Annotated in this window: 23 protein-coding genes; 6 read left to right on the forward strand and 17 right to left on the reverse strand. The window is 62.3% G+C overall.

What is annotated here, in order from left to right:
- Nucleotides 1–8: 8 nt before the first annotated feature.
- The 17 genes from glgA to NITMOv2_RS15775 form a co-directional block, all read right to left on the reverse strand.
- Nucleotides 9–1,490 carry a glycogen synthase GlgA gene (glgA, locus tag NITMOv2_RS15695; protein WP_202967248.1) on the reverse strand — a complete coding sequence of 494 codons (1,482 nt, stop codon included), beginning with the start codon at nucleotides 1,488–1,490 and terminating at the stop codon, nucleotides 9–11.
- 21 nt (nucleotides 1,491–1,511) lie between these two features.
- Nucleotides 1,512–1,982 carry a hypothetical protein gene (locus tag NITMOv2_RS15700; RefSeq protein ID WP_053380766.1) on the reverse strand — a complete coding sequence of 157 codons (471 nt, stop codon included), beginning with the start codon at nucleotides 1,980–1,982 and terminating at the stop codon, nucleotides 1,512–1,514.
- The gene (locus NITMOv2_RS15705) at nucleotides 1,979–2,335 is read right to left on the reverse strand and encodes a gamma-butyrobetaine hydroxylase family protein (protein ID WP_053380767.1); all 357 of its coding nucleotides are present in this window, start codon (nucleotides 2,333–2,335) and stop codon (nucleotides 1,979–1,981) included. Before NITMOv2_RS15705 ends, NITMOv2_RS15700 begins: the two co-directional genes overlap by 4 nt.
- A gap of 34 nt (nucleotides 2,336–2,369) precedes the next feature.
- Entirely contained in the window at nucleotides 2,370–3,128 is a 759-nt protein-coding gene (gene recO, locus NITMOv2_RS15710) for a DNA repair protein RecO (protein ID WP_053380768.1), read from the reverse strand.
- A 55-nt stretch (nucleotides 3,129–3,183) separates the two neighbouring features.
- Nucleotides 3,184–4,644: a magnesium transporter gene (mgtE, locus tag NITMOv2_RS15715; RefSeq protein ID WP_238590365.1), complete on the reverse strand. Its 1,461-nt coding sequence runs from the start codon at nucleotides 4,642–4,644 to the stop codon at nucleotides 3,184–3,186.
- A 10-nt stretch (nucleotides 4,645–4,654) separates the two neighbouring features.
- Nucleotides 4,655–5,539: a GTPase Era gene (gene era / locus NITMOv2_RS15720; protein ID WP_053380769.1), complete on the reverse strand. Its 885-nt coding sequence runs from the start codon at nucleotides 5,537–5,539 to the stop codon at nucleotides 4,655–4,657.
- Complete coding sequence (locus tag NITMOv2_RS15725) at nucleotides 5,536–5,895, reverse strand: FtsB family cell division protein (protein WP_053380770.1); 360 nt, start codon at nucleotides 5,893–5,895, stop codon at nucleotides 5,536–5,538. Before NITMOv2_RS15725 ends, era begins: the two co-directional genes overlap by 4 nt.
- 6 nt (nucleotides 5,896–5,901) lie before the next feature.
- On the reverse strand, nucleotides 5,902–7,188 hold the full coding sequence (gene eno, locus NITMOv2_RS15730) for a phosphopyruvate hydratase (RefSeq protein WP_053380771.1): 1,287 nt from the start codon (nucleotides 7,186–7,188) through the stop codon (nucleotides 5,902–5,904).
- A 25-nt stretch (nucleotides 7,189–7,213) separates the two neighbouring features.
- Nucleotides 7,214–8,644 (reverse strand): Asp-tRNA(Asn)/Glu-tRNA(Gln) amidotransferase subunit GatB, encoded by a 1,431-nt coding sequence (gene gatB, locus NITMOv2_RS15735; protein WP_053380772.1) that lies wholly within the window; start codon nucleotides 8,642–8,644, stop codon nucleotides 7,214–7,216.
- A gap of 2 nt (nucleotides 8,645–8,646) precedes the next feature.
- Nucleotides 8,647–8,964 (reverse strand): YtxH domain-containing protein, encoded by a 318-nt coding sequence (locus NITMOv2_RS24035; protein ID WP_053380773.1) that lies wholly within the window; start codon nucleotides 8,962–8,964, stop codon nucleotides 8,647–8,649.
- The gene (locus tag NITMOv2_RS15745; protein ID WP_053380774.1) at nucleotides 8,954–9,361 is read right to left on the reverse strand and encodes a DUF948 domain-containing protein; all 408 of its coding nucleotides are present in this window, start codon (nucleotides 9,359–9,361) and stop codon (nucleotides 8,954–8,956) included. The genes NITMOv2_RS24035 and NITMOv2_RS15745 overlap by 11 nt, the downstream gene beginning before the upstream one ends.
- Before the next feature lie 46 nt (nucleotides 9,362–9,407).
- The gene (gene gatA, locus NITMOv2_RS15750; RefSeq protein ID WP_053380775.1) at nucleotides 9,408–10,874 is read right to left on the reverse strand and encodes an Asp-tRNA(Asn)/Glu-tRNA(Gln) amidotransferase subunit GatA; all 1,467 of its coding nucleotides are present in this window, start codon (nucleotides 10,872–10,874) and stop codon (nucleotides 9,408–9,410) included.
- Nucleotides 10,874–11,230, reverse strand: coding sequence for an aspartate 1-decarboxylase (gene panD, locus NITMOv2_RS15755; protein WP_053380776.1), 357 nt, complete (start codon nucleotides 11,228–11,230; stop codon nucleotides 10,874–10,876). The genes gatA and panD overlap by 1 nt, the downstream gene beginning before the upstream one ends.
- 102 nt (nucleotides 11,231–11,332) lie before the next feature.
- Nucleotides 11,333–11,620, reverse strand: a complete 288-nt coding sequence (gatC, locus tag NITMOv2_RS15760) for an Asp-tRNA(Asn)/Glu-tRNA(Gln) amidotransferase subunit GatC (RefSeq protein WP_053380777.1) — start codon at nucleotides 11,618–11,620, stop codon at nucleotides 11,333–11,335.
- A 150-nt stretch (nucleotides 11,621–11,770) separates the two neighbouring features.
- Complete coding sequence (gene glmS, locus NITMOv2_RS15765) at nucleotides 11,771–13,600, reverse strand: glutamine--fructose-6-phosphate transaminase (isomerizing) (protein ID WP_053380778.1); 1,830 nt, start codon at nucleotides 13,598–13,600, stop codon at nucleotides 11,771–11,773.
- A 48-nt stretch (nucleotides 13,601–13,648) separates the two neighbouring features.
- Nucleotides 13,649–15,214: a bifunctional UDP-N-acetylglucosamine diphosphorylase/glucosamine-1-phosphate N-acetyltransferase GlmU gene (gene glmU / locus NITMOv2_RS15770; RefSeq protein ID WP_083448095.1), complete on the reverse strand. Its 1,566-nt coding sequence runs from the start codon at nucleotides 15,212–15,214 to the stop codon at nucleotides 13,649–13,651.
- Between the two features lie 65 nt (nucleotides 15,215–15,279).
- The gene (locus tag NITMOv2_RS15775) at nucleotides 15,280–16,008 is read right to left on the reverse strand and encodes a DUF502 domain-containing protein (protein ID WP_145976377.1); all 729 of its coding nucleotides are present in this window, start codon (nucleotides 16,006–16,008) and stop codon (nucleotides 15,280–15,282) included.
- Nucleotides 16,009–16,143: 135 nt separating this feature from the next.
- Here NITMOv2_RS15775 and NITMOv2_RS15780 point away from each other — a divergent pair, with 135 nt between their 5' ends.
- The 6 genes from NITMOv2_RS15780 to NITMOv2_RS15805 all read left to right on the forward strand — a co-directional run bounded on the left by NITMOv2_RS15780 (nucleotide 16,144) and on the right by NITMOv2_RS15805 (nucleotide 22,379).
- Nucleotides 16,144–16,731 carry an AAA family ATPase gene (locus NITMOv2_RS15780; RefSeq protein ID WP_053380780.1) on the forward strand — a complete coding sequence of 196 codons (588 nt, stop codon included), beginning with the start codon at nucleotides 16,144–16,146 and terminating at the stop codon, nucleotides 16,729–16,731.
- A 62-nt stretch (nucleotides 16,732–16,793) separates the two neighbouring features.
- Nucleotides 16,794–17,822: a DNA polymerase III subunit delta' gene (gene holB, locus NITMOv2_RS15785; protein WP_053380781.1), complete on the forward strand. Its 1,029-nt coding sequence runs from the start codon at nucleotides 16,794–16,796 to the stop codon at nucleotides 17,820–17,822.
- Between the two features lie 35 nt (nucleotides 17,823–17,857).
- Complete coding sequence (gene metG / locus NITMOv2_RS15790; RefSeq protein WP_053380782.1) at nucleotides 17,858–19,846, forward strand: methionine--tRNA ligase; 1,989 nt, start codon at nucleotides 17,858–17,860, stop codon at nucleotides 19,844–19,846.
- A complete protein-coding gene (locus NITMOv2_RS15795) occupies nucleotides 19,843–20,703 on the forward strand; it encodes a hypothetical protein (RefSeq protein ID WP_053380783.1) in 861 nt (286 codons plus the stop codon). The genes metG and NITMOv2_RS15795 overlap by 4 nt, the downstream gene beginning before the upstream one ends.
- Before the next feature lie 2 nt (nucleotides 20,704–20,705).
- Nucleotides 20,706–21,371: a class I SAM-dependent methyltransferase gene (locus NITMOv2_RS15800; RefSeq protein WP_187299241.1), complete on the forward strand. Its 666-nt coding sequence runs from the start codon at nucleotides 20,706–20,708 to the stop codon at nucleotides 21,369–21,371.
- Nucleotides 21,372–21,437: 66 nt separating this feature from the next.
- On the forward strand, nucleotides 21,438–22,379 hold the full coding sequence (locus NITMOv2_RS15805) for a cation diffusion facilitator family transporter (protein WP_053380785.1): 942 nt from the start codon (nucleotides 21,438–21,440) through the stop codon (nucleotides 22,377–22,379).
- The last annotated feature ends 13 nt before the right edge of the window (nucleotides 22,380–22,392 follow it).

Consider the following 22,392-nt stretch of genomic DNA (forward strand, 5'->3'; position numbering starts at 1 on the left):
CACGCCACTTACATCCCTCGATATAACTCAACGTACCGCTTTGCAGACTGCGTCCACGACACATCTGTCCGCATCCCGGCAAGCATGAGAGCCCGCCAGGCCCGCTGATCTTTGTATATTTCGAGGGCCAATAAGACGGTGGAAAGGAAAGTCTCGCTTGCGGAGCCATGGAAGTGGAATCCTGTGGCGTGCCCTGCCTGGACGGTCGTAGGTTTGAACGGAACGACCGTGTCGGCCAACCCGCCCGTCCGGCGCACAATCGGAACCGTCCCGTATCGGAGGCTGTAGAGCTGAGTCAGCCCGCACGGTTCATAGCGCGACGGCATAAGCACCATGTCGGCGCCCGCTTCGATTCGGTGGGCCAGGCCCTCATCGAATCCAATCGACACGCCGATGCGGCCGGTGTATTTCGCCCGGGCATCACGAAATTGTTGTTCGAGAGGGTGTTCCCCCGTACCCAGCACCACGACTTGCAGGTCGAGCGCCATCAGTTCCGGCAGAATGTCGGTGACCAAATCGAATCCCTTTTGCCAAGCCAATCGTCCGATCAGCGCCAAGAGCGGCACCTCGCGCACGGGTACATCCAATTCCCGCTGCAACGCCCGCTTGCACACCGCTTTCCCGGTTAAGTCGGCAGATGAATACGGCGCCGGCAGATACTGGTCAGCAGCCGGATTCCATCTCGTGACGTCGATGCCGTTGGTAATGCCCCTGATCCCGTCCGCTCGGCTCGCCAATACGCCTTCCAACCCGCTTCCGAATTCTTCGGTCATGATCTCGCGGGCATAGGTCGGGCTGACCGTCGAGACCGCATCCGCGAAGAGGATGCCGCCCTTCAAGAGGTTGACGAACCCGTAGAACTCCAGACCGCTGAGCGTGAACAACGAAGGAGGCAAGCCGATCTTCGCAAACTCGCCCCCCGGAAAAAGGCCCTGGTAGCCGATATTGTGGATCGTGAAGAGCGTTTTGAGATGAGACAGTGACGGGTACTCCCCGCTCCTGAGATACACTGCGCAGAGCGCGGTTTGCCAATCGTGTAAATGCAGGATCTCGACCCGCTCTCCGTGCGCCCTAGAGAGAAACTCGATCGTCTCAAGCACGGCCCGACTGAAAAGGATGAACCGTTCGAGGTTGTCGGGGTAATCGCCGGCGGCGGCTTGATACAGACCGGGGCGATCGAAATAGGGATCGTATCGGACCGCCAGAATGCGGACCGAGTCGGTGTCGGGCGTCACGGCTTCGTCGATCCTCACGTCGGCGTGCTGTCCGGCCACGGGTATACGAAATTCCGCCATCGTTCGACAGGCCCGAGCGTCGGCGAGCAAGCCTGGATAGCCGGGCAAAATGAGCGTCACCCGATGTCCGAGTTTGACTAACTCGTGGGGCAGTGCGCCGGTCACATCCGCCAATCCCCCGGTCTTGGCATAGGGCACGGCCTCCGAGGCGGCCATGACGATGTGCAGCGGATCTCGATCAGGAGGTGAGGGCATCACAGGACCGGGTGAGGATAACTAGGGAACCGGCGTGTCGTCGAGACGTGTCTTAAAGCGGTCTTCATAGGCCCAAGCCTTGACGAGCGCATGCAACTGTTCGGGTTTCAGTTCTTCGCGGTAGACCAGCCGCTCATCCAAAAACACCAGCAACCACCCGCGATCCGGATAGGCGAAAAATACTCCTTCTCCCGCATGGACTCCCGCGTCCCACCCCTTCGGCGCTTCGCCCACCTCGACCCGGGCGCGGGGAATCATCGTGCGATCGGGCATGACGAAGAAGTGAGTAAATTCACTATGGTGGTAGGGCGGCTTCCCCCACACGTTCACCACCGCTCTGGTGGTAATGCGATCCAGGACGAGATTGTTGGCCCGCACGAGTTGCTCTTGCTCTGCCAGCGTCGGCAGCCCGCTGCAACCCTCCATGGCGCCCAATACACACAGCGCAACGAGGGCGTAGCCGAGCCCGGCGCTCTTGGAAGCAGGGATCACATCAACCGCCGTGATTTCGGTTCGACCGGCTTGACCGGCTGACACTTGTCGCATTGACACAACCGACGCAGCAGTTGATAGGCATAGATCCCCGTGTCGTGGCCGTCGCTCCATTTGAATTGGAGCCCGTACCGGCCGACCGGTTCGACATCTTGCAGCATGATCAGCAGGGGCACATCGTCCGGCTTGAGCCGGCGCTCGCCGGTCCATTCGTCCACGCAGGCGGCGCACGGACAATGCTGCCGTAGGTACCGGATGGGATAGACGCCTTTGTGGCCGTCGCTCCAGTGAATGCCCAGCACCCCCTTGTCGAGCCACTCCATATCGCGCGGCTCAAGCGCGACCGCCGTCATCTTACTCTCCGTGCTTTCAGCAATAGATGTGCCATCACGCCATCAACGGGGGCGACAAGAAATCGACGGGCGGAAGCCGTTTCCCCGCCACAACGGTGACATACCCCTCGATCGCTTCTTCGATTTCGTTGCGCACTTGGCCCGTCGCTTTCAGGCGCGTCACCAGAGCCGGCGCCAACCGAATGGCTTGCTGGAGGAATGACAGACTGCCGCGCGACAGCGCCACACAACGAGCCCGTTGGCGCGACGCACAGGTGAGACAGACCAACCCCCCGGCGAGCGGCGAGAAGTGCGGATCCCCCACCAGACGCGTCTTGCCGCAGGCGGCGCAATGGTCGGTCTGCGGCCGGAAGCCCGTGAGACCCAACAGCCGGATTTGAAACAGCAGCGCGGTGAAGGTCGGATCCTGGCTCCGGGACAGCGATGCCAGCCCCTGCTCCAACGTGTCGAACAACGCTCCATCGGGATCTCCATCCGGCGTCACCGCCGTCACGACATTGACCATCCGCGCCGCCGACGCCATGAGCGTCAAATCTTCGCGCAGGCTCTGAAACGAGGTCACCAGATCGACGTGCGAGACCCGAAACAACGAGTCGCCCGGCTTCTCGAACAAATTGAGATGGCACAGCGTGAAGGGCTCCAGCGCGGCGCCGAAACGGCTTTTCAATCGGCGGGCGCCCCGCGCGACGCCCCGGATCTTGCCGAAATGCTTGGTATAGAAGGTGACGATGCGATCCGCCTCACCCCATTTGCGGCTCTTGAGAATAATCCCCGTGGTCTTTACGAGCGGCATCGAGTGGACGCCTTTCGCGCCGTCCGAGCAAGGGATCGGATGACCGGGTGATCGCTCACCGCAGATGCTCCAAGAAGAGCGTGGCGAGGGTCAGGTAAATCGTGATCCCGGTAATGTCGTTGGCCGTGGTGACGAACGGCCCAGCCGCGACCGCCGGATCGACGCCCATCCGCTTGAGCACGATCGGCATGATGGTCGCCATGCTGGTCGACACCAAAAAGGCGATGATCAGCGAGGCCCCCACGACCATGCCCAAAAACCCCTGATGCCATACCCAGCCGACGGCCGTCAGAATCACCCCGCAGGCGACACCCATCAACAGCCCGATTTTGACCTCGCGGAAAAAGACCGTCCAGACATCCGTCGATTCCACGGTTCCTGTCGCGAGTCCGCGGATGATGAGCGTCGAGGACTGCAGGCCGACATTGCCGCCCATGGCCGCGATGACGGGAATAAAGCTGACGATCGCCACGACTTCCTGGATCGTAAACCGGAAATACCACAGGATCGCGCCGGACAACAGACTCCCGACGAGATTGGTAAACAGCCACGGCAGGCGCACTTTCGCAGCCCCCACGCTCGACGACTTCGAGACGCTGTCTTCTTCGATGGCGCCCGCCATCTTGAGCATGTCCTCGGTCGCTTCCTCCCGGATGACGTCGACCACGTCGTCGACCGTAATGATGCCGACCAGCCGCCCGTCTTTCTCCACCACTGGAATGGCAAGAAGATTGTAGCTGGCCACCTGCCTGGCCACTTCTTCCTGATCCATGTCGACCGTCACGCTGATCACATCGCGCGTCATGATGTTCTTCAACGTCGTGGCGGGAGGCACGGTCAGAAGCTGGCGCAAGGACAGCACGCCGACCAGCCGGTCCTCCTTGTCGGTCACGTAGATATAAAAGACCATTTCGGCGTCGGTCGCCTGCTGCAAGCGGCGGATCGCTTCCTGGGCCGTAGCGTCCTCCGGCAAGGAGAAGAACTCCGTCGTCATGATGCCGCCGGCCGTATCCTTGGGATACTTCAGGATGTCGGCGACTTCGGTCGAGTCCTCCGTCTTCATCAACGCGAGGATTTCCTTGCCCCGCTCTTCCGGCAGGAACCCCAGGATATAGGCCACGTCGTCGGGACCGAGATCCTTCAACAGCCAGGCGATGTCCGAATGCAGCAGATCGGCCAGTACTTGCTGGATGCTGTCGCCGTCGAGCTCGCTCAAGACCTGGCCGCGCTTGGCTTCTCCGCGAACGAGCTCGAACACTTCGCGCTTTTCTTTCGGGGAGGAAAGGTGCGTCACGACTTTGGCGATGTCGGCCGGGTGCATACGCCCCAACATCTTGGAGAGATTCGTGATCGCGCCGCGCCGGAGCAGGCGCTGGACGGATTGCAACACGATATCGGACTTGGTCTGCCCGCGCTCCGTCTGATCGCGCAGCGTTTCGCGCAGCAAGTCCTTGTCCGCCACGCGCGCTCGCGCCTCGGGCGGTTTGGTTTCGACCGGTCGTTCGATCGGTTGCATGATCGTGGCGCTAATAGCCTAACTGCACCAAGGCCTGTTCGTCTTCCCGCCAGGATTCCTTGACTTTGACCCAGACCTCCAGGAAGACCTTCATGCCGAACACACGCTCCATCTCCTGCCGGGCCTGTGTGCTGATGTGCTTCAACCGCTCGCCCTGCTTGCCGATCAGGATCCCCTTCTGAGTCTCCCGTTCGACCAGGATGGAGGCCCGAATCCTCGCCAGCTTGCCTTCCTCGACAAACTGTTCGACGTCCACGGCGACGGAATAGGGCACCTCTTCTTCGGTCGCGTGGAGAATCTTCTCCCGGATCATCTCCGCCGCCAGCGTACGCATGGTCTGATCGGTGACCGTATCCTCGTCGTACGCAGCCTCGCCTTCCTCCAGATACGGCACCGTGACAGCCAGCAAGCGATCGATGTTGTCGTCCGCCTGTGCGGAGACCGGCACAACTTCCGTCCAGGCAAACAGCTTGGCATAACTGTCGAGCACCGGCAGCAATTTGTGCTTGTTGACCAGATCGATCTTCGTCACGACGAGAATGATCGGACGCGGCCGCTTCGCCACCGCGTCTTTCACATGGGCCAGCGCCGCCAGGTCTCCCGGTCCCGGCAGACTGGTCGCCTCCATGAGGACGTAGAGAATATCGGCTTCGTCCAGCGTTTCGACGGCCGTGCGCACCATCCGCCGGTTCAACAGATGCTGCGGTTTGTGGAGGCCCGGCGTATCGAGAAAGGCGATCTGCGCGCCCGGCACGTGCGCCACGCCCAAAATACGGGTCCGCGTCGTTTGCGGCTTGTCCGATACGATCGCGACTTTTTCACCCAGCAGGCGATTCAGCAGCGTCGACTTGCCGACATTGGACCGACCGACAATGGCGACGGTGCCGAACTTCATGGCTTGAACGGCGGCTCCTGCTGCTTCAACGGATCGGGGGCGAGCTGATACACCGTCTCTCCTTTGCGCACATAGCCGAGCCGTTCTCTAGCCAGTCGCTCGATCTTCGCCGGATCGTGCTGCAGCCGCGCGATGTCTTTCCGCAACGACGCGGTTTCGCCGCGCAAGGCGGCGAGCTCCTGCTCCAGTTGCGCGGCGTGATTGCGCATCGCCAGATACCGTGGCAGACCCATCTCACCGAAAAACAGCGCGAGCAGCAGCCATCCGCAGGCGGCCACCCCCGCAAGCTGCGCGGCCTTCACCATGCGCCGCTGCCAGTCCAGCCACTGCCGCCCGCGATTCTGCTTGATGATCATCGGCTTCTACGCGCGACCGGGCACCGCTTCGCGCCCCCGATAGATCGCAGCCGCGCCCAACTCCTCTTCGATCCTCAGCAACTGATTGTATTTTGCCACGCGATCCGTGCGGGACAAAGACCCGGTCTTGATCAATCCGCTGTTCGTCGCCACCGCCACATCGGCGATCGTCGTGTCTTCGGTTTCGCCCGACCGATGGGAGATGATCGCCGTATAGCCCGACCGCTTCGCCAGCTCGATCGCATCCAGAGTTTCCGTCAAGGTGCCGATCTGATTGAGCTTAATCAGAATGGAGTTGCCGATCCCCTCCTTGATGCCTTTTGAAAAGATCTCCACGTTGGTCACGAAGATATCGTCGCCCACAAGCTGGACCCGCTTGCCCAGCTTCTCGGTCAGCATCTTCCAGCCCTTCCAGTCCAGCTCGCTCAGGCCGTCTTCGATGGACAGAATCGGATAGCGGTCCAACAGCTTGCCGTAGTAGCTGATCATCTCTTCCGAGGACCGCTCCCGATTCTTCTCGGCTTCCAGCACATAGCGGCCCTTGTCGTAGAGCTCGCTCGCCGCACAATCCAGCGCGAGCGCGATGTCCTTGCCGGCCCTGTACCCCGCCGCTTCAACGGCTTCCATAATGAGGCTCAATGCCTCTTCGTTCGATTGAAGATCCGGCGCGAAGCCCCCTTCGTCCCCCACCGCCGTACTGAGGCCTTTCTTCTTGAGCAGCGCCTTCAACGCATGGAACACTTCGGTCGCCATGCGGAGCGCTTCGCTGAAGCGGTCGGCGCCGACCGGCATGATCATGAACTCTTGCAGATCGAGCCGATTGTCGGCATGCGCCCCGCCGTTGATGATGTTCATGAGCGGCACCGGCAGCACCCGCGCGTTGGTTCCGCCCAAATAGCGATACAGCGGCTGTCCCGCCTCCTGCGCTGCGGCCTTCGCTACAGCGAGCGACACGCCTAAGATGGCGTTGGCGCCGAGCTTGCCTTTGGGTTTCGTCCCGTCCAGCGCGATCATCGTGTGATCGACGGCGGCCTGATCGAACGCCTCTTTCCCCAGCAACTCCGGCGCGATCACCCTGCTGATGTTGGCCACCGCCTTCGTCACGCCCTTTCCCATCCAGCGCTTCTTGTCGCCGTCCCGCAGCTCGATCGCTTCTTTTTCGCCGGTCGAGGCCCCCGACGGCACCGCCGCCCGCCCCTTGGCGCCGCTCTCCAGCGTCACCTCCGCCTCCACGGTCGGATTGCCCCGCGAATCGATCACCTGCCTGCCCTTGATCTCTCGAATTGCACTCATGCTACATTTCCCCCCGTCGTCCGAACTAGCCGGTAAGCTTCCGCTTCAACAATTCGTTCACCTTCCCCGGATTCGCCTTGCCGCCGCTGGCTTTCATCACTTGTCCGACGAGGAAGCCGAGGACTTGGTGCTTGCCCTCCTTGAACTGGGCGACTTGGGCCGGATTCTTGGCGAGGACTTCGTCGATGAGCTTCTCCAGTGAGCCTTCATCCGAGACTTGCGTGAGTCCCTTTTCTTGCACGATCTGCTCCGGCGTCTTTCCGCTGCGATACAGCTCGGGAAAGATGTCGCGGGCCACTTTCAAGCTGACCGTACCCTGCTCGACCATCGTTAACAGACTCACCAGTCGTTCTGGCGAGACCGGCGAAGCCGTCACATCCGTCCCGGAGTTGTTCAGCTCCCGGCTCAGCTCTCCCATCACCCAGTTACTCACGGTCTTGGGATGAGGGAAGCGCGCGACGCAGGCTTCGAAATAATCGGCCAATGCCTTGGACGCCGTCAGCACGCCGGCATCGTACGGCGGCAGCCCATACTCGCCGACGAACCGCGCGACTTTGGCGGCGGGGAGCTCGGGGAGAGCGGACCGGCACTGATCGATCCAGGCCTCGTCCAACTTGAGCGGAACTAAATCGGGGTCTGGGAAATAGCGATAGTCGTGCGCCTCCTCCTTCGAGCGCATCACCGCCGTTTCACCGCGCTCGATGTTCCACAGGCGGGTCTCCTGCCTGATCGTCCCGCCTTCGTTGAGCACTTTCGTCTGGCGTTTGATCTCGTATTCGATCGCGTCCTTGACGAACTTGAAGGAGTTGATGTTCTTCAACTCCACCTTCGTACCGAATTCTTTCTGTCCCAGCGGACGAAGCGACAAGTTCGGCTCGCAGCGGAAGCTGCCTTCCTCCATGTTGCCGTCGCAGACTTCGAGGTACATGAGAATGTCGCGTAGACCTTTGAGATAGGCCACCACCTCGTCCGCCGACCGCATGTCCGGCTCAGTGACGATTTCGAGGAGCGGCGTGCCGGCGCGATTCAGATCCACGCGGCTCCCCGCGGTCCCCGTCTCATGGATGTTTTTCCCCGCATCCTCCTCGAGGTGCGCGCGCCGGATCCGCACCCGTTTGGGATGGTCTCCGACCGTGATGTCGATCCAGCCGCGCTCGCAAATCGGCTCTTCGTATTGGGAAATCTGATAGCCCTTCGGCAGGTCGGGGTAGAAATAGTTCTTCCGCGCAAACCGGTTGTGCGCCGCGATCGTGCAGTTCAACGCGAGGCCGGCGCGGACGGCCATGTCCACCGCCGCCCGGTTGATGACCGGCAGGCTGCCCGGCAGCCCCAGACAAACCGGACAGGTCCGGCTGTTGGGGGATAAGCCGAAGGCCGTCCCGCAGCCGCAGAACATTTTGGATTTCGTCCGCAGCTGGGCGTGGACTTCCACCCCGATGACCACCTCATAGATCATGCTCAGCTCTGTCCTTCACTCCGCACACTCTCCCGCTCACGCTTCATCGCCTCGCGGCCGGCTTCCAGCGCTTCCCGGATGACCGACTTCTTGCTCTCGACAAAGGACTTGCCTTCTTCCATCACGCCTTCCAGCGCCTCGCCCGCCCGATCGGCGAGCTCGCGGAGATTGTCCTCGGCGCGCCGCGCATACCCGCGCAGTTGCTCCCGCGATTCCCGGCCCGATTGCGGAGCCAGCAGCAGGGCGGCCACCGCGCCGAGCGCCGCGCCGCTGAGAAACGCCAATAGCACCGCCGTCGCTGATCCACGTTCATCCGCCATTGTGAGGTCCTCCTTCATGTCGCAAGCGCTCGCGGACCACCTGCGCGGCCGCCTTGAATCCCGCCGCCACGCCGGCGAGTCTGCCGAACAAGCTCCCGCCCGATCCGCGGACCACGTTGTGCACCTGTTGTACCGATTCGCCGACTTCGCCCACCGCGTGGAGGAGCACCGCCGCATGCTCCACCCCACCGCGGGCCTGTTCCATCAACTCGTTCAGATGACGGCCCACGGCGCGTAGATCGGCCACGAGCGGCGGCACGTCGGCGTTCAACTTCGCCAGCAATTGCTCCGACTCGGCGACCGTCTTGCGCACCTGCATCAACACCGGCACGAGATAGCCCACCAGAACGGCAAACGCAACCGCAATCAGCACCGCTGCGATTTCAATGGTCGTCATAGTGCCCCCGTAAGCCCGCCTGCGCCCGCTCCTTTTACCCCTCGCTCTACCTGACCGTGGGCTTTTTCAGATACCACTGGGTCGCCTGTTCGTAGGCATGCGCGGCGCGCAGCAGCGTGTCTTCCTCGAAGGCCCGGCCGATGATCTGCAGCCCGATCGGCAGATTCGTTGTGCTGAAGCCGCAGGGCAGCGCGATCGCCGGCAGCCCGGCCAGATTGACGGAGATCGTGAAGATGTCCGACAGGTACATCTGCAGCGGGTCGTCGCTTTTTTCGCCGAGCTTGAACGCCGGTGTCGGCGTCACCGGTGTGACGATGAGGTCCACGTCTCGAAACGCGGCGGCAAAATCCTGGCAGATCAAGGTGCGCACCGCCTGGGCCTTGCCGTAGTACGCGTCGTAGTAGCCCGAGCTGAGGGCGTAGGTCCCCAGCATGATGCGGCGCTTGACTTCCGGACCGAAACCTTCCTGCCGCGTCTTCATGTACAGCTCGAGCAGATCTTTCGTTTCTTTCGCCCGCAGCCCGAACTTCACGCCGTCGTAGCGGGCCAGATTCGAGCTGGCTTCCGCCGTCGCCAGCACGTAATAGACGGCGACCGCCGCATCGGTCGTCGGCAGCTGAATCTCTTTGATTTCCCCGCCGAGAGCCTTCAACTCGTCGACCGCCGCCAGCACCGCCTGTTCGACATCCGGATCCACGCCTTCGGCGAAGAACTCCCGCGGCATGCCGATCTTGAGCTTTTTCACATCTTTCTTCTTGAGCGCCTTCATGTAATCCGGCACGGGGACATCGGCCGACGTGGAATCCAAGGGATCGTGGCCGGCGATGGCGCCGAGCAGAAAGGCCGCATCGGACACGTCCTTGGTGATCGGCCCGATCTGATCGAGCGACGAAGCGAATGCCACCAACCCGTAGCGCGACACGCGCCCGTAGGTCGGCTTCAGCCCCACCACCCCGCAAAACGCCGCCGGCTGCCGGATCGACCCGCCCGTGTCGGAGCCCAGCGCGGCCACGCACTCGTCCGCCGCCACGGCGGCGGCGGAGCCGCCGCTCGACCCGCCCGGCACACAGTGCAGATTCCAGGGATTGCGGCTGGGGCCGAAGGCGGAATTTTCCGTCGACGATCCCATCGCGAACTCATCGAGGTTCGTTTTGCCGAGCAAGAGATAGTCCTGCTGCCGCAGCCTGGCGACCACCGTCGCATCGTACGGCGGCACGAAGTGCTGCAGCATGCGCGAGCTGCAGGTGGTCGGCACGCCTTCCGTGCAGAGATTGTCTTTCAGCGCGAGCGGCATGCCGGTCATCGGCTGCGTCTTGCGCCAGCCCTTCAACTTCCGATCCAACGCCTCGGCCTGAGCCAACGCCGAGTCCCTGACCTGGGTGACATAGGCTTTGACCTTGGGCTCCACCTGCCCGATACGCAGTGCATAGGCGCGCACGATCTCGGTCGCGGTCACTTCCCCGGCGGTGAATTTCTTCTGGAGCTCGCAGAGCGACAGCTTGTGCAGCGACATCACTTCGTCTCGACGATGCGGTTCTTCTCGTTCACCCGGACGATCTTGGGGGCATGCCGTTTGATCTCTTCTTCCGCGTAGTACTCATAGCAGAAAATGATGATCTGATCGCCGACGGCGGCTTTCCGGGCCGTGGGGCCGTTGAGAATGATGTCGCCGCCTCCCCGCCTGCCGTTGATCGCGTAGGTCATGAACCGCTCCCCGTTGTTGAGATTGGAGCAGACGATCGCTTCGTACGGCAGAATGCCGGCGGCGTCCAGCAGATCCTCGTCGATCGTCAGGCTCCCCTCATATTCGAGATGCGCGCCCGTCACGGTGGCGCGGTGTATTTTTGATCGCAGCATTTGTCGAAACATGTTTAAACCTCGTGATCAGCGATGAGAGACGGTGATCAATGATGGAGACCGGCGCGAAGCCCTCAGAGTTCCACTCATCACCCCTCACCGATCATCCTTCACTCATTCAATAATTTTCGGCACGGCGAATCCGTCGGCTTCCCGTTCCGGGGCGTTGGCCAGCGCCTGCTCCACCGGCAGCGACGGCCGCGCGACATCGTCGCGGAACACGTTCACCTGTCCGAACACCGTCGAGGCCGGCTCGACTCCCTTCGTGTCGTACTGGTCCAGCTTCTCCACGTGGGTCAGGATCTGACTGAGCTGCTTGGCGAACATCTCCTTCTCACCGTCGCTCACCAGCAGCCGCGCCAACGCGGCGACTTTCTCGACTTCTTGTTTTGAAATTTCCATCTTTCTTCCCTAATTCTGTTCTCGGAGAATGCTCAAAATCGTCATCCGGCAAGGCCGCAGGCGACGACAACACCGCAGGCGTACCCTCCGGGGTACGTTGAGGATGTTGTCGAGCCGAGAACGCAGCCGGGGGCGATTTTCAGCATTCGCCTATTCCACCGTCACGCTTTTGGCCAAGTTCCGCGGCTGATCCACATCCGCCCCCCGCAGCACCGCAATGTGATACGCCAGGAGCTGCAGCGGAATCGTAAAGAGAATCGGGGAGATCAGCGGATGCGTATCGGGCACCGTAAACACGGCGTCGGCGATCTTGCCTAATTCTCGCTCGCCCTCCGCCACGAAAGCAATGACGGGCGCCCGCCGGGCCTTCACTTCCATGAGGTTGCTCACGGTCTTTTCGTACAACCGGTCGCGCGGGGCCAACACCACCACCGGCATGTCCTTGTCGATCAGCGCGATGGGACCGTGCTTCATCTCGCCCGCCGCATAGCCTTCGGCATGGATGTAGGAAATCTCCTTGAGCTTCAGCGAGCCTTCCAAGGCGATGGGATAGTTGATGCCCCGCCCCAGGAACAAAAAGTTCCGCTTCTTGTAATAGCGCTTCGCGATGGCGACGATCTCGGCCTCGCGGCCCAACACCCGTTCCACCAAGACCGGCAGCCGGACGAGGCGGTCCAGCCAGGCCTTGCCGTCCGCCGCCTTCATCACGTTGCGCACGCGGGCGAGGTGCAGCGCGAGCAGGTAGAGGGCGCAGAGTTGCGCGGTAAACGCCTTCGTCGAGGCGACGCCGATCTCCGGCCCGCAGTGCGTGTAGAGCACGCCGTCGGACTCTCTCGCCAACGTGCTGCCTACGACGTTGACGATCGAGACCACCCGGGCGCCTTTTTCTTTCGCCTCCCGCGCGGCGGCCAACGTGTCGGCCGTCTCACCCGATTGAGAAATCGTGATGAAGAGATCGTTCTTGCCGACCAACGGATCGCGATACCGGAATTCGCTGCCGATGTCGACCTGGACCGGCGCGCGGACCATCTCTTCGAGCAGATATTTCCCGACGAGCCCGGCATGCCAGGAGGTGCCGCAGGCGACGATCCAAATCCGCTCCACCGAGGCGAACTCCTTGGCCGTCAGGCCGATGTCCGGAAGATCCGCCTCGCCCGTCTCATAGGAATAGCGGCCCCGCATCGTGTCGAGGATCGTCTGCGGCTGCTCGTGGATCTCCTTCAGCATGAAGTGCGGATAGCCGCTTTTCTCCGCCGCCGAACTGTCCCAGGTGATCTTGGACGGCTTGCGGGACACCGGGCGGCCTTCGATGTCCGTCAGCTGCACCTCGTCCTTCGTCACGATGGCCACATCGCCTTCTTCCAGATAGGTCACGTCGCGGGTATGTGCGAGCATCGCCATGACGTCGGACGCGACATAGGAGGCCTGTTTCGTATGCCCGACCACCAGCGGACAACCGGAGCGCGCGGCGATCAAGGTGCCCGGCTCCCGCTCGGAGATCACGGCCAGGGCATAGCTGCCCCGTACTTCCTTGGTGGCCGAACGCACGGCATCGGCCAGCTTTTCGCCTCGCTGGAGATACTTGTCGATGAGATGGGCGACGACTTCCGTATCGGTTTCCGATTCAAACCGATAGCCTTCTTTTTCCAATTGCTGCTTGAGCGGCTGGTAATTTTCAATGATGCCGTTGTGCACCAGCACGCAGCCCTTCGATCGGTGCGGATGCGCGTTTTGCTCCGACGGCTTGCCGTGCGTGGCCCACCGGGTATGGCCGATGCCCACCGTCCCCTTGAGCTCTTTTTCCTTGAGCGACTTTTCGAGATTGATCAATTTGCCGACGCTGCGACGGACGGCGATTTTTTCCCCTTGCAACACCGCTACACCCGCGGAGTCATAGCCGCGATATTCCAGCTTGGCCAACCCGCCGAGAAGAACGGGCACCGCGTCTTGATTGCCCACATACCCGACAATGCCGCACATAATGTCAGCTCCAGGGTGACAGGGTGACAGGCCGGCAACGGTGATCCGTCATCGCGGCCGTCTTGGCAGTTCTTTTCCGCTGCTCTTCCTTGACGCTTTCCGAGGCTGGCCGGCTTTCGAGCTTGCCGGCTTGTTTGCCGCCGGCAGAGACTCTCCGCCGGCCAGCAACGCGCGGCGTTTGGCGGCCCATCCCGCCCGATTCACCTGCGGCGCCCGGGCGATCGCCAGCGCATCGGCGGGCACGTCCTGCGTGACCGTCGTACCCGCCGCGATCACGGCCCCCTCGCCGACGGTGACCGGCGCGACCAACTGGGTATCGCTGCCCAGGAACACGCGATCGCCGATCACCGTCCGATGTTTGTGCGCGCCGTCGTAGTTGCACGTGATCGTGCCGGCGCCGATGTTGACGCCCTTGCCGATCGTCGCGTCGCCGAGATAACTGAGGTGATTGGCTTTGGCGCCCTCGCCCAACTCGGTCTTCTTCATCTCGACGAAGTTGCCGACTTTGGCGCTCCGCCGGATCAGCACACCGGGACGGAGATGCACGAACGGGCCGAGGTGCGCGTCGTCCTCGATGCGGGAGTCGCGCAGCACGCAATGATCGAGAATTTCGACGCGGCTTCCGAGCACACAGTCGGCGATGCGGACCCCGGAATGGATCGTGCTGTCTTCCCCGATCACCGTCCGGCCTTCGAGCGTCACATGCGGGTAGAGGACCGCATCGCGGCCGATGGTGACGCCGGCGTCGATCCAGGCGGAGTCGGGATCACGCATCGTGACGCCGGCCTCGAGCCAGCGGGCTCGAATGCGCCGGCGAATCACCCGCTCGGCGTCCGCCAAGTGGGCGCGACTGTTGATGCCCAACCCCTCCTCGATCGACGGCAAACGCAGGGCGGCCACGCTCTGTCCTTGCCGGACGGCCTGCCGCACGATGTCGGTGAGGTAATATTCGCCCTGGGCGTTTCGCGGATCGAGTCGGTCCAGCGCCGGAAACAGAAACTCGCCCTCGACCACATACGTGCCGACGTTGATTTCCCGCACCAGCCGTTCTTCGGGCGACGCATCCGTGTCTTCGACGATGGTTTCCACGGCGTTCTCCGGCGAGCCCTCCCGCCACTCGTCGCGCCGCCGGCGAATGACACGCCCGTAACCCGCCGCGTCGTCGAGCACGGCGGTGAGGAGCGTCACGGCGGCCTTGCGCTCGTCGTGCAGCGCGACGAGGGCCCGCACCGTGGTTTCAGTCAACAGCGGAGTATCGCCGTTCAGGATCAGATAACGCGACGGGCGCCCGGCCGGCGTCTCCGCAAAAATCGGCCGCGCCTGCAGGACGGCGTGGCCCGTGCCCAGCTGCCGGGCTTGCTCGGCCACCGCCACCCGGCCGTCGGCCGCTTCCACGACCGCTCGCACGGCGTCGCCCTGGTATCCGACGATCACGGCCACGCCGCGATCGGCCAGCCGGCAAGCCAATTCCACGACGTAGAGCACCATCGGTTTGCCCGCCACCGGATGCAGCACCTTGGCGAGCTTCGACTGCATGCGCTTGCCTTGGCCGGCGGCCATGATGATGACGCCCAGGCCGGGAATACAGGATGGCGTGACGGGTCGAGTGGTCATTGGTTCACTGGCATGAAGGAACTGGGCACATCGTCAATGCATCAATGAATCGATAAGACCCAGATTTATCCGATCGGCACACCGGCGTCCGGCTGCTTCACCTGGCTCCATTTGACGTCGGCATCCAGGACCGATTGCATCGACGCGGCGGGCGAGTAGAGCCCGCCGGAGACGATCAGTTTCATCGCCTCCTCCACCGTGATGTCCACCGACGTGACCTCACGCTCGGGAACCAACAGGAAATACCCGGAAGTCGGATTGGGCGAGGTCGGAACATACACATGGATGAGAGGATCCTGGCCCAGCGTGGTGTCCTCGCCTTTCGTCACGCCCGTCACAAAGGCGAAACAATAATGGCCGTTCTTGGGGAACTGGATCAGCACCACGCGATGATAGGAGCCGCGGTCCGAAAATGACAGGATATCCATCATAGATTTGAGGGTGGAATAAATGCCCCGCACGAGAGGAAGGCGATGCAGGAGATCTTCCCACATCTTGACGATATGACGCCCGATGAAATTGGCGGCAAACAGTCCCACGGAAAAGATCAGCGCAATCAAGGTGACGATGCCGAGCCCCGGCACATAATAGGCGGGCACCAACTGCGCCAGAACATCCCCCAGAATGCCGTCCACGGTGATGAACAGGGTCTTGAGGATCAGCACCGTTCCCCAGATGGGGGTGACGACCAGGAGGCCGGTCAAAAAATAGCGTTTTAAGGCGGTTTTCAGCATATCGCCCGATTTACGGCAGAGGCCAATAATCCGGTGGCCCATCATACAGACTTTCGGCAAGCGGCCGCAATACTTTTCTTGTTATTTTCGAATGGTTTACATGATACAGCCAGAAAAATATTTCGGTACGGGCCGCACCTCCGCCTCACTCGCTTTCTTGCTATTCGAAGACCCTTGTCATACGATCGCGGCCCGATGAAATCCGATGGGTATCGCGGGATAGGACTGTGCGGCGCACACCGGGTGGGTAAGACCACCCTGGCGCAAGCCGTCAGTCAGGCCGCTGGAATCCCTTTCCTCAAGACCCATACCAGCCTGCTCTTCACCCAGAAGGGACTCGACCCGGCTCAGCCGATGCCCTTCACGACGAGACTGTCGATCCAACGGGAAATTCTGGCCGCCGCGGTCGCGGTCTGGAGCAGAGCCGCCGGACGATTTATCAGCGACCGCACGCCGCTGGACATGGCCGCCTATACATTGGCCGATGTGCAGGGCACGACTCCCGGCTCCGACGCGCTTCTGCAGTACCTCGAGGAGTGTGTTCTGCACACGAACCGGTTTTTTTCCACGCTCGTCGTCATCCCTCCCGGCATTCCGCTCGTGCGGGAACCGGGGAAGGCCGCCTTGCACGAGGCCTACATCGAACATGTCCATACCCTCGTGGTCGGGCTCTGCCACGATCCTCGCATCCTCGCCGGCGTCCATCTCGTTCCACGGGAGGTCCTCTCCCTCAATGCTCGCGTGCAGCGAACCCTTTCCCTCATCACGCAGCCTGACGGTTGACCGCTGCGCCGCCGGCTTGCCGCCCGATTGCATCCACCGTCCCATCCCGGGTACAGTCGGCCATGCCCTTTCGGGATATTACCGGGCACGAACGGCCGATCGGCATTCTGCAAGCCGCCCTACGGAATCAGCGCCTGGCTCACGCGTACCTGTTCCACGGCGACACGGGAATCGGCAAACACCTGACGGCCACGCGTCTCGTGCAGACACTCTATTGCGAGCGGCCTCCCGCCTCCGGAGATCCGGACAGCTGCGGGAGCTGCCGCGCCTGCCAGCAGGTCGCGGCGAGGACGCATCCGGATTATACCGTCATCGAGCCGGACCCCGAGCTTGCCACGCCGCAAATCAAGATCGAGCAGGTGCGCGACATCGAGCAGCAGTTCGTGTACCGGCCGCTCATGGGGGAGCGCAAGGTCTGCCTGATCGATCGGGCGGATTGTATGACCATCGGCGCCGCGAACGCGCTGCTGAAGACGCTGGAGGAGCCCCCCGGGCACGGCCTTTTCATCCTGATCACCGGCCGGCCGCACGCCCTGCCGATCACCATTCGATCGCGCTGCCAGTCGCTGCGGTTCACCGCGCCGGCACGCACACAGGTGGAGGCCGCGCTGATTCTCACGCGCGAGATTCCGCCCGCCGATGCCCGCTTCCTCGCCGTGCTCGCCGACGGGCGTATCGGAGAAGCCCTGGCGATGGATCTGGCGGAGGCCCGCGCGCGACAGGAGGAATGCCTCACGCTGGTGGATCCGGCAACTCTGACGTCGACTCCCGCCCTGCTTTCGGCCGCCGAGAGTCTCGCGAAGGCCGATCGCGGTGCGGAGATCCTCGCTTGGCTGGCCCGCTGGATCCGTGACCTCGTCCTCGTGAGCGTCGGCGGGGATCAGGATCAGCTGCTTCACCTCGATCGGCTCACCGCCCTGCAGCAGTACGCCGGCCGGGCCGACGTCGGCATGCTGCTGGACCTCCTGCGGGATATCGAGCGCACCGAGCAACAGGCCACGCGCCATCTGAATCTGCACATGGCGCTGGAGACATCGCTCCTGCGCCTGCGGGAGGCGCTCGGCCTCGCCCCGGCTGGCGCGGCCGCCTAGCAATACCCGCCGCCAACCTGTTATCTTTTCCCGTCATGGCCGACCCCAAAACTTTCTACATCACGACTCCCATCTATTATGTAAACGATGTGCCGCATATCGGCCATGCGTACACGACGGTGGCCGCCGACGTGTTGGCCCGCTACTGGCGCCTGCGCGGGCGTGACGTGTTCTTTCTCACCGGTCTGGACGAGCACGGCCAAAAAGTCCAGCAGGCCGCGGCCAAAGCCGGGATCGATCCACAGGCCCACTGCGATAAGCTGGCTCCCCAGTTCCAGGACCTCTGGAAACGGTTGAATATTTCGAACGACGCCTTCATCCGGACGACGGATGCGCCGCACAAGAACGTCGTTCAACGATACCTTCAAGAACTTTTCGACAAGCAGCTGATTTATAAGGATTCATACACCGGATGGTACTGCACGTTCGACGAGCGGTTTTGGACCGAAAAAGACGTGGACAACGGGCTTTGCCCGGATTGTAAACGCCCCGTCGAACAGCTCAGTGAGCACAACTATTTCTTCAAGATGGGGCAGTATCAGGATCGCCTGATCGAGTACATCAAGACACACGATCACTTCATCCGTCCCGAGTCGCGCCGCAACGAAGTCTTGGGCTTCCTCCACTCGCAGAAGCTCGGCGACCTATCGATCTCCAGGCCCAAGTCCCGCCTGTCATGGGGCATCGAGCTGCCGTTCGACAAGGACTACGTCACCTATGTGTGGTTCGACGCGCTGGTGAATTACGTGTCGGCCTTGGACTATCTCCTCCCGGCGCCGTCGCGCGGTCGCTACTGGCCCGCTTCGGTTCATCTCGTGGGAAAGGACATCCTCACCACCCATGCGGTCTATTGGTCCACGATGCTGATGGCGCTGGATCTCCCGCTGCCGGAGATGATCTTCGCCCACGGTTGGTGGACGGTGGACGGAGAAAAGATGTCCAAGAGCCGCGGCAACGTCGTCGATCCGAATCAGATGGTCGACGAGTTCGGCGCCGATGCGTTTCGCTACTTCCTGTTCCGTGAAGTTCCGTTCGGGCAAGACGGCGACTTTTCCCGTGCGGCACTGGTGGCAAGCATCAACAGCGACCTGGCGAACGGGATCGGCAATCTCCTGAGCCGCATATTGACCATGATCGACCGGTTCGCGCACGGCATTATCCCGGAGAGCGGGGATCCGGCAGTACCGGCCCTTGAAGCAGCGATCGCCCAGACCGCGCAATCACTCCCTCACCGGCTCCAAGACGGTTTTGCCGCGCTCGCCTTCCGAGAAAACCTGCAACTGATCGTGTCGCTGGTCTCGCTCTGCGACGAATACATCGATAAGGCCGCGCCCTGGCAATTGGCCAAGAGCCCGGCGAATCAGAGCCGCCTCAGGACCGTGCTGAACGTCACGGCCCGCGCGCTTCGCCTGCTGTCGGTCTCGATCTATCCCTACATGCCCCGGACAGCCGTCCAGCTCAGCCAACAGCTTGGAACGGCGGTGGACTTTTCGCAACCGCTGCCCAGCTCATTGTATGAATGGAACGCGCCGATGGCCGGCACCAGGGTTCACAAAGGTCCCGGCCTGTTCCCCCGTATCGAATCCAAACCACAAGGAGTCAAACCAGTGGACGAATCGCCCGCATCTTCGCAACCCGCTTCTCCTGCGTCAGCCGCTGCACCGCTCGCCTCTGGCCCCGCGCCTCAGACCGCTCCTGCCGCGCAAATCACCATCGATGAATTCATGAAGGTCCAGCTGAAGACGGCGAAGGTCTTGACGGCCGAGCGCGTGCCGAAATCGGAGAAGCTGCTCAAGCTGCAGGTCTCGCTGGGAGCGGAACAGCGCCAGATCGTCGCGGGCATCGGTAAAAAATACGAACCGGAGTCGCTCGTCGGCAAGACGATCATCATCGTGGCGAATTTGAAGCCGGCCAAGCTGATGGGCATTGAATCTCAAGGCATGGTGCTCGCTGCAGGCGATGCGGACGTGCGCGGCCTCGCCACCATCCTGGAAGAAGTGGACCCCGGCACCAAGGTGAAATGACGCGGCGTTGGAAACGGCTCCGTATTCTGCTCTACGCGCTTTTGTTCCTGAACCCCCTCCCCTGCGCGGCGATCCCTGCCGAAGAAGAACCGCCGCCGGATCCGCATCTCAACGATCCCAAGCCGACCACGATCGTGGTGCGCGTCGTGGCTCACGGCGCCATGGTGTTGGGGAAAGAAGTCGGCGGCGCGCGCGTGACGATCACGGACGTGGGCAGCGGCCGCATTCTCGCCTCCGGCTTGCAACAGGGTGAGGCGGGCGATCAGAATCAAATCATGCGCACGCCCCGCCTGATGGAAGAACCCTTGTACAGCTCGCGGGCCTCCGCCGCCTTCACCACGACATTGGAGTTGACCCATCCGATCTTGGTCGACATCGCCGCCGAGGGCCCGTTGGCCTATCCGGCCTCGGCGCAGCGCGTGAGCAAACGGCTCTGGCTGATTCCCGGCCACGATCTCACGAACGACGGCATCGTGCTGACCCTGTACGGGTATATCGTTCGAATCGAGCATCCGAAGCCGGGCGAGCCGCTGATCGCCAAAGATGACGTCCTGCTGCGCGCCTCGGTCCGCATGCTGTCCGGCGCACTCGTGCGGCCCCACGGCGATTGGGACTCCAGGAAGGTCCATATCTATGGAGAGCTCCTGATCGGCGATCGCATTATCGAACGTCTGCAGATGTTCTACAGCGGGGAGAAGGCGAGCTTCGAGGCGCCGTTCTTCGTTCCATTGCACACCGATGCCCCGGACGGGATCACGCTGCGCGTCGTGGCCGCCGACCCGGCCAGCGGCAATTTCGGCGTCGCCGAAGCCAAGTTCCCCGTCCTCAGCGAACGATTGCCACCGAAGAGGCGATGATCATGAAGAAGCTCCTGCTCGTGCTCATGGCATCCTGCGCCCTGTCCGCCGCACCCGCCACGGCCGAAGAACACCAGCATCGCCGTCCCGCGGACATCAAACAATATCTGGAACATCTCGACAGCGCCGAGCGCGATCAGTATCAGAAGCCGGCCCAGGTCATCGAGGCTCTTCGATTGAAACCGGGCATGGCGATTGCGGATCTGGGGTCGGGCTCCGGCTACTTTACCCGGCGGTTCGTCGAAGCGGTGACCGACAGCGGCATGGTCTACGCCGTCGACGTCGAGCCGGAGATGCTGGCCTACGCGAAAGAGAGCATCATCCACATGCACGTGCCCTATTCAGCCGAATTTATCCTGGCTCGGCCGGACAATCCCAAGTTGCCCTTCGAGGCGGTGGATCTCATTTTTGTCTGCAACACCGCTCACCACCTCGAAAACCGGGCTGCGTATTTCCGCACCGTCAAATCGGCGCTCAAGCCCGGCGGCCGCATCGCCATCATCGATTTTTATCCCGACGAACGGTCCGGCGACCTTGGATTCCCCAAGCACCATCTCGTGAGGCGGGAGACGATCGTCCAAGAAATGACCGAGGCCGGCTACCGGCTGGAGCGCGAGCATACCTTCCTGCCGCGGCAATATTTCTTGGAATTTGGCGCTTCCCCGTAGCTGTAGACCGGCGTGGAAGACCGCCGCACGCTTGCTCCGGTCTCAGGGCCATGAGACACTAGCCGCATGTCGGACTATTCCTCGTTCGAGCACCAGCGCTCGCGCCTCTATCTTGCGCTGGCGTTCAACGCGCTCATCATCTTCGCCGAGTTCCTCGGCGGCTTGTGGCTCGACAGCATCGGGTTGATGAGCGACGCAGGGCACAACCTGGTCGATCAAGGCTCGCTGTTCCTGGCGCTCTACGCCCACATCATCACGAGACGCCCGTCGAGCGAGACCCGGACGTTCGGCTACCACCGCGCCGGCGTCATCGCCGCCTTTCTCAATTCCTTCATCCTGCTGCTGACCGCCCTCGGCATCATGCTGGTCAGCGTCAAGCGCCTGCTGGAACCGGTTCCGGTGGACGGCGGCTGGGTCATGGGCATCGCGGCCGGCAGCTTCGCCGCCAATCTGGCCATCGCCTTGCTGCTGCAGCATGGGGCGAAAGACGATCTCAACATCCGCAGCGCCTTCTGGCACATGTTGACCGACGCCTGGGTGTCGCTCGGCGTCGTCCTGAGCGGCGGCGCGATCATGCTCACCGGCTGGACCGTCCTCGATCCGCTCGTGAGTCTGCTCGTGGTCGGGGCGATTCTTCATGGAGCCTGGCCCTTGTTCCGGGAATCCCTCGACGTGTTGCTCGAATCCACGCCGCCGACGATCAGCGCCTCGCATGTGGCCGCCACCATCGAATCCCTGCCGGGCGTGAAGAACGTGCACGACCTGCATATTTGGGCCGTGGAGCCGCGACTCGTCATGCTGACCTGCCACGTGCTGGCGGACGGCGACGACGCCGTGCTGACCAACGCGCTGCTGCGATCCATCAGAACCCGCATCGCCGCCGATTTCGGCATCAAGCATATGACGATCCAGATGGAGAGCTACTGCTGCCATCCCGACGCCGTCCATTGCGATCTCAGCCGGCTCGCTCAGCACCAGGAGCTGGAGTCCTTCTCTCACCGCCATTGATCTTTTCCAGCCG

The organism is Nitrospira moscoviensis (assembly GCF_001273775.1).
Lineage (GTDB): Bacteria > Nitrospirota > Nitrospiria > Nitrospirales > Nitrospiraceae > Nitrospira_D > Nitrospira_D moscoviensis.

Bases quoted from the DNA above. Each gene is read 5' to 3' on its own strand.
- NITMOv2_RS15795 (WP_053380783.1), top strand. From the start codon at position 19,843: ATGACGCGGCGTTGGAAACGGCTCCGTATTCTGCTCTACGCGCTTTTG.
- mgtE (WP_238590365.1), bottom strand. From the start codon at position 4,644: ATGCAACCGATCGAACGACCGGTCGAAACCAAACCGCCCGAGGCGCGA.
- glmU (WP_083448095.1), bottom strand. From the start codon at position 15,214: ATGACCACTCGACCCGTCACGCCATCCTGTATTCCCGGCCTGGGCGTC.
- NITMOv2_RS15705 (WP_053380767.1), bottom strand. From the start codon at position 2,335: ATGACGGCGGTCGCGCTTGAGCCGCGCGATATGGAGTGGCTCGACAAG.
- eno (WP_053380771.1), bottom strand. From the start codon at position 7,188: ATGAGTGCAATTCGAGAGATCAAGGGCAGGCAGGTGATCGATTCGCGG.
- NITMOv2_RS24035 (WP_053380773.1), bottom strand. From the start codon at position 8,964: ATGGCGGATGAACGTGGATCAGCGACGGCGGTGCTATTGGCGTTTCTC.
- recO (WP_053380768.1), bottom strand. From the start codon at position 3,128: ATGCCGCTCGTAAAGACCACGGGGATTATTCTCAAGAGCCGCAAATGG.
- NITMOv2_RS15800 (WP_187299241.1), top strand. From the start codon at position 20,706: ATGAAGAAGCTCCTGCTCGTGCTCATGGCATCCTGCGCCCTGTCCGCC.
- NITMOv2_RS15805 (WP_053380785.1), top strand. From the start codon at position 21,438: ATGTCGGACTATTCCTCGTTCGAGCACCAGCGCTCGCGCCTCTATCTT.
- glgA (WP_202967248.1), bottom strand. From the start codon at position 1,490: ATGCCCTCACCTCCTGATCGAGATCCGCTGCACATCGTCATGGCCGCC.
- holB (WP_053380781.1), top strand. From the start codon at position 16,794: ATGCCCTTTCGGGATATTACCGGGCACGAACGGCCGATCGGCATTCTG.
- NITMOv2_RS15780 (WP_053380780.1), top strand. From the start codon at position 16,144: ATGAAATCCGATGGGTATCGCGGGATAGGACTGTGCGGCGCACACCGG.
- NITMOv2_RS15725 (WP_053380770.1), bottom strand. From the start codon at position 5,895: ATGATCATCAAGCAGAATCGCGGGCGGCAGTGGCTGGACTGGCAGCGG.
- gatB (WP_053380772.1), bottom strand. From the start codon at position 8,644: ATGATCTATGAGGTGGTCATCGGGGTGGAAGTCCACGCCCAGCTGCGG.
- gatA (WP_053380775.1), bottom strand. From the start codon at position 10,874: ATGTCGCTGCACAAGCTGTCGCTCTGCGAGCTCCAGAAGAAATTCACC.
- NITMOv2_RS15745 (WP_053380774.1), bottom strand. From the start codon at position 9,361: ATGACGACCATTGAAATCGCAGCGGTGCTGATTGCGGTTGCGTTTGCC.
- metG (WP_053380782.1), top strand. From the start codon at position 17,858: ATGGCCGACCCCAAAACTTTCTACATCACGACTCCCATCTATTATGTA.
- era (WP_053380769.1), bottom strand. From the start codon at position 5,539: ATGAAGTTCGGCACCGTCGCCATTGTCGGTCGGTCCAATGTCGGCAAG.
- panD (WP_053380776.1), bottom strand. From the start codon at position 11,230: ATGTTTCGACAAATGCTGCGATCAAAAATACACCGCGCCACCGTGACG.
- gatC (WP_053380777.1), bottom strand. From the start codon at position 11,620: ATGGAAATTTCAAAACAAGAAGTCGAGAAAGTCGCCGCGTTGGCGCGG.
- glmS (WP_053380778.1), bottom strand. From the start codon at position 13,600: ATGTGCGGCATTGTCGGGTATGTGGGCAATCAAGACGCGGTGCCCGTT.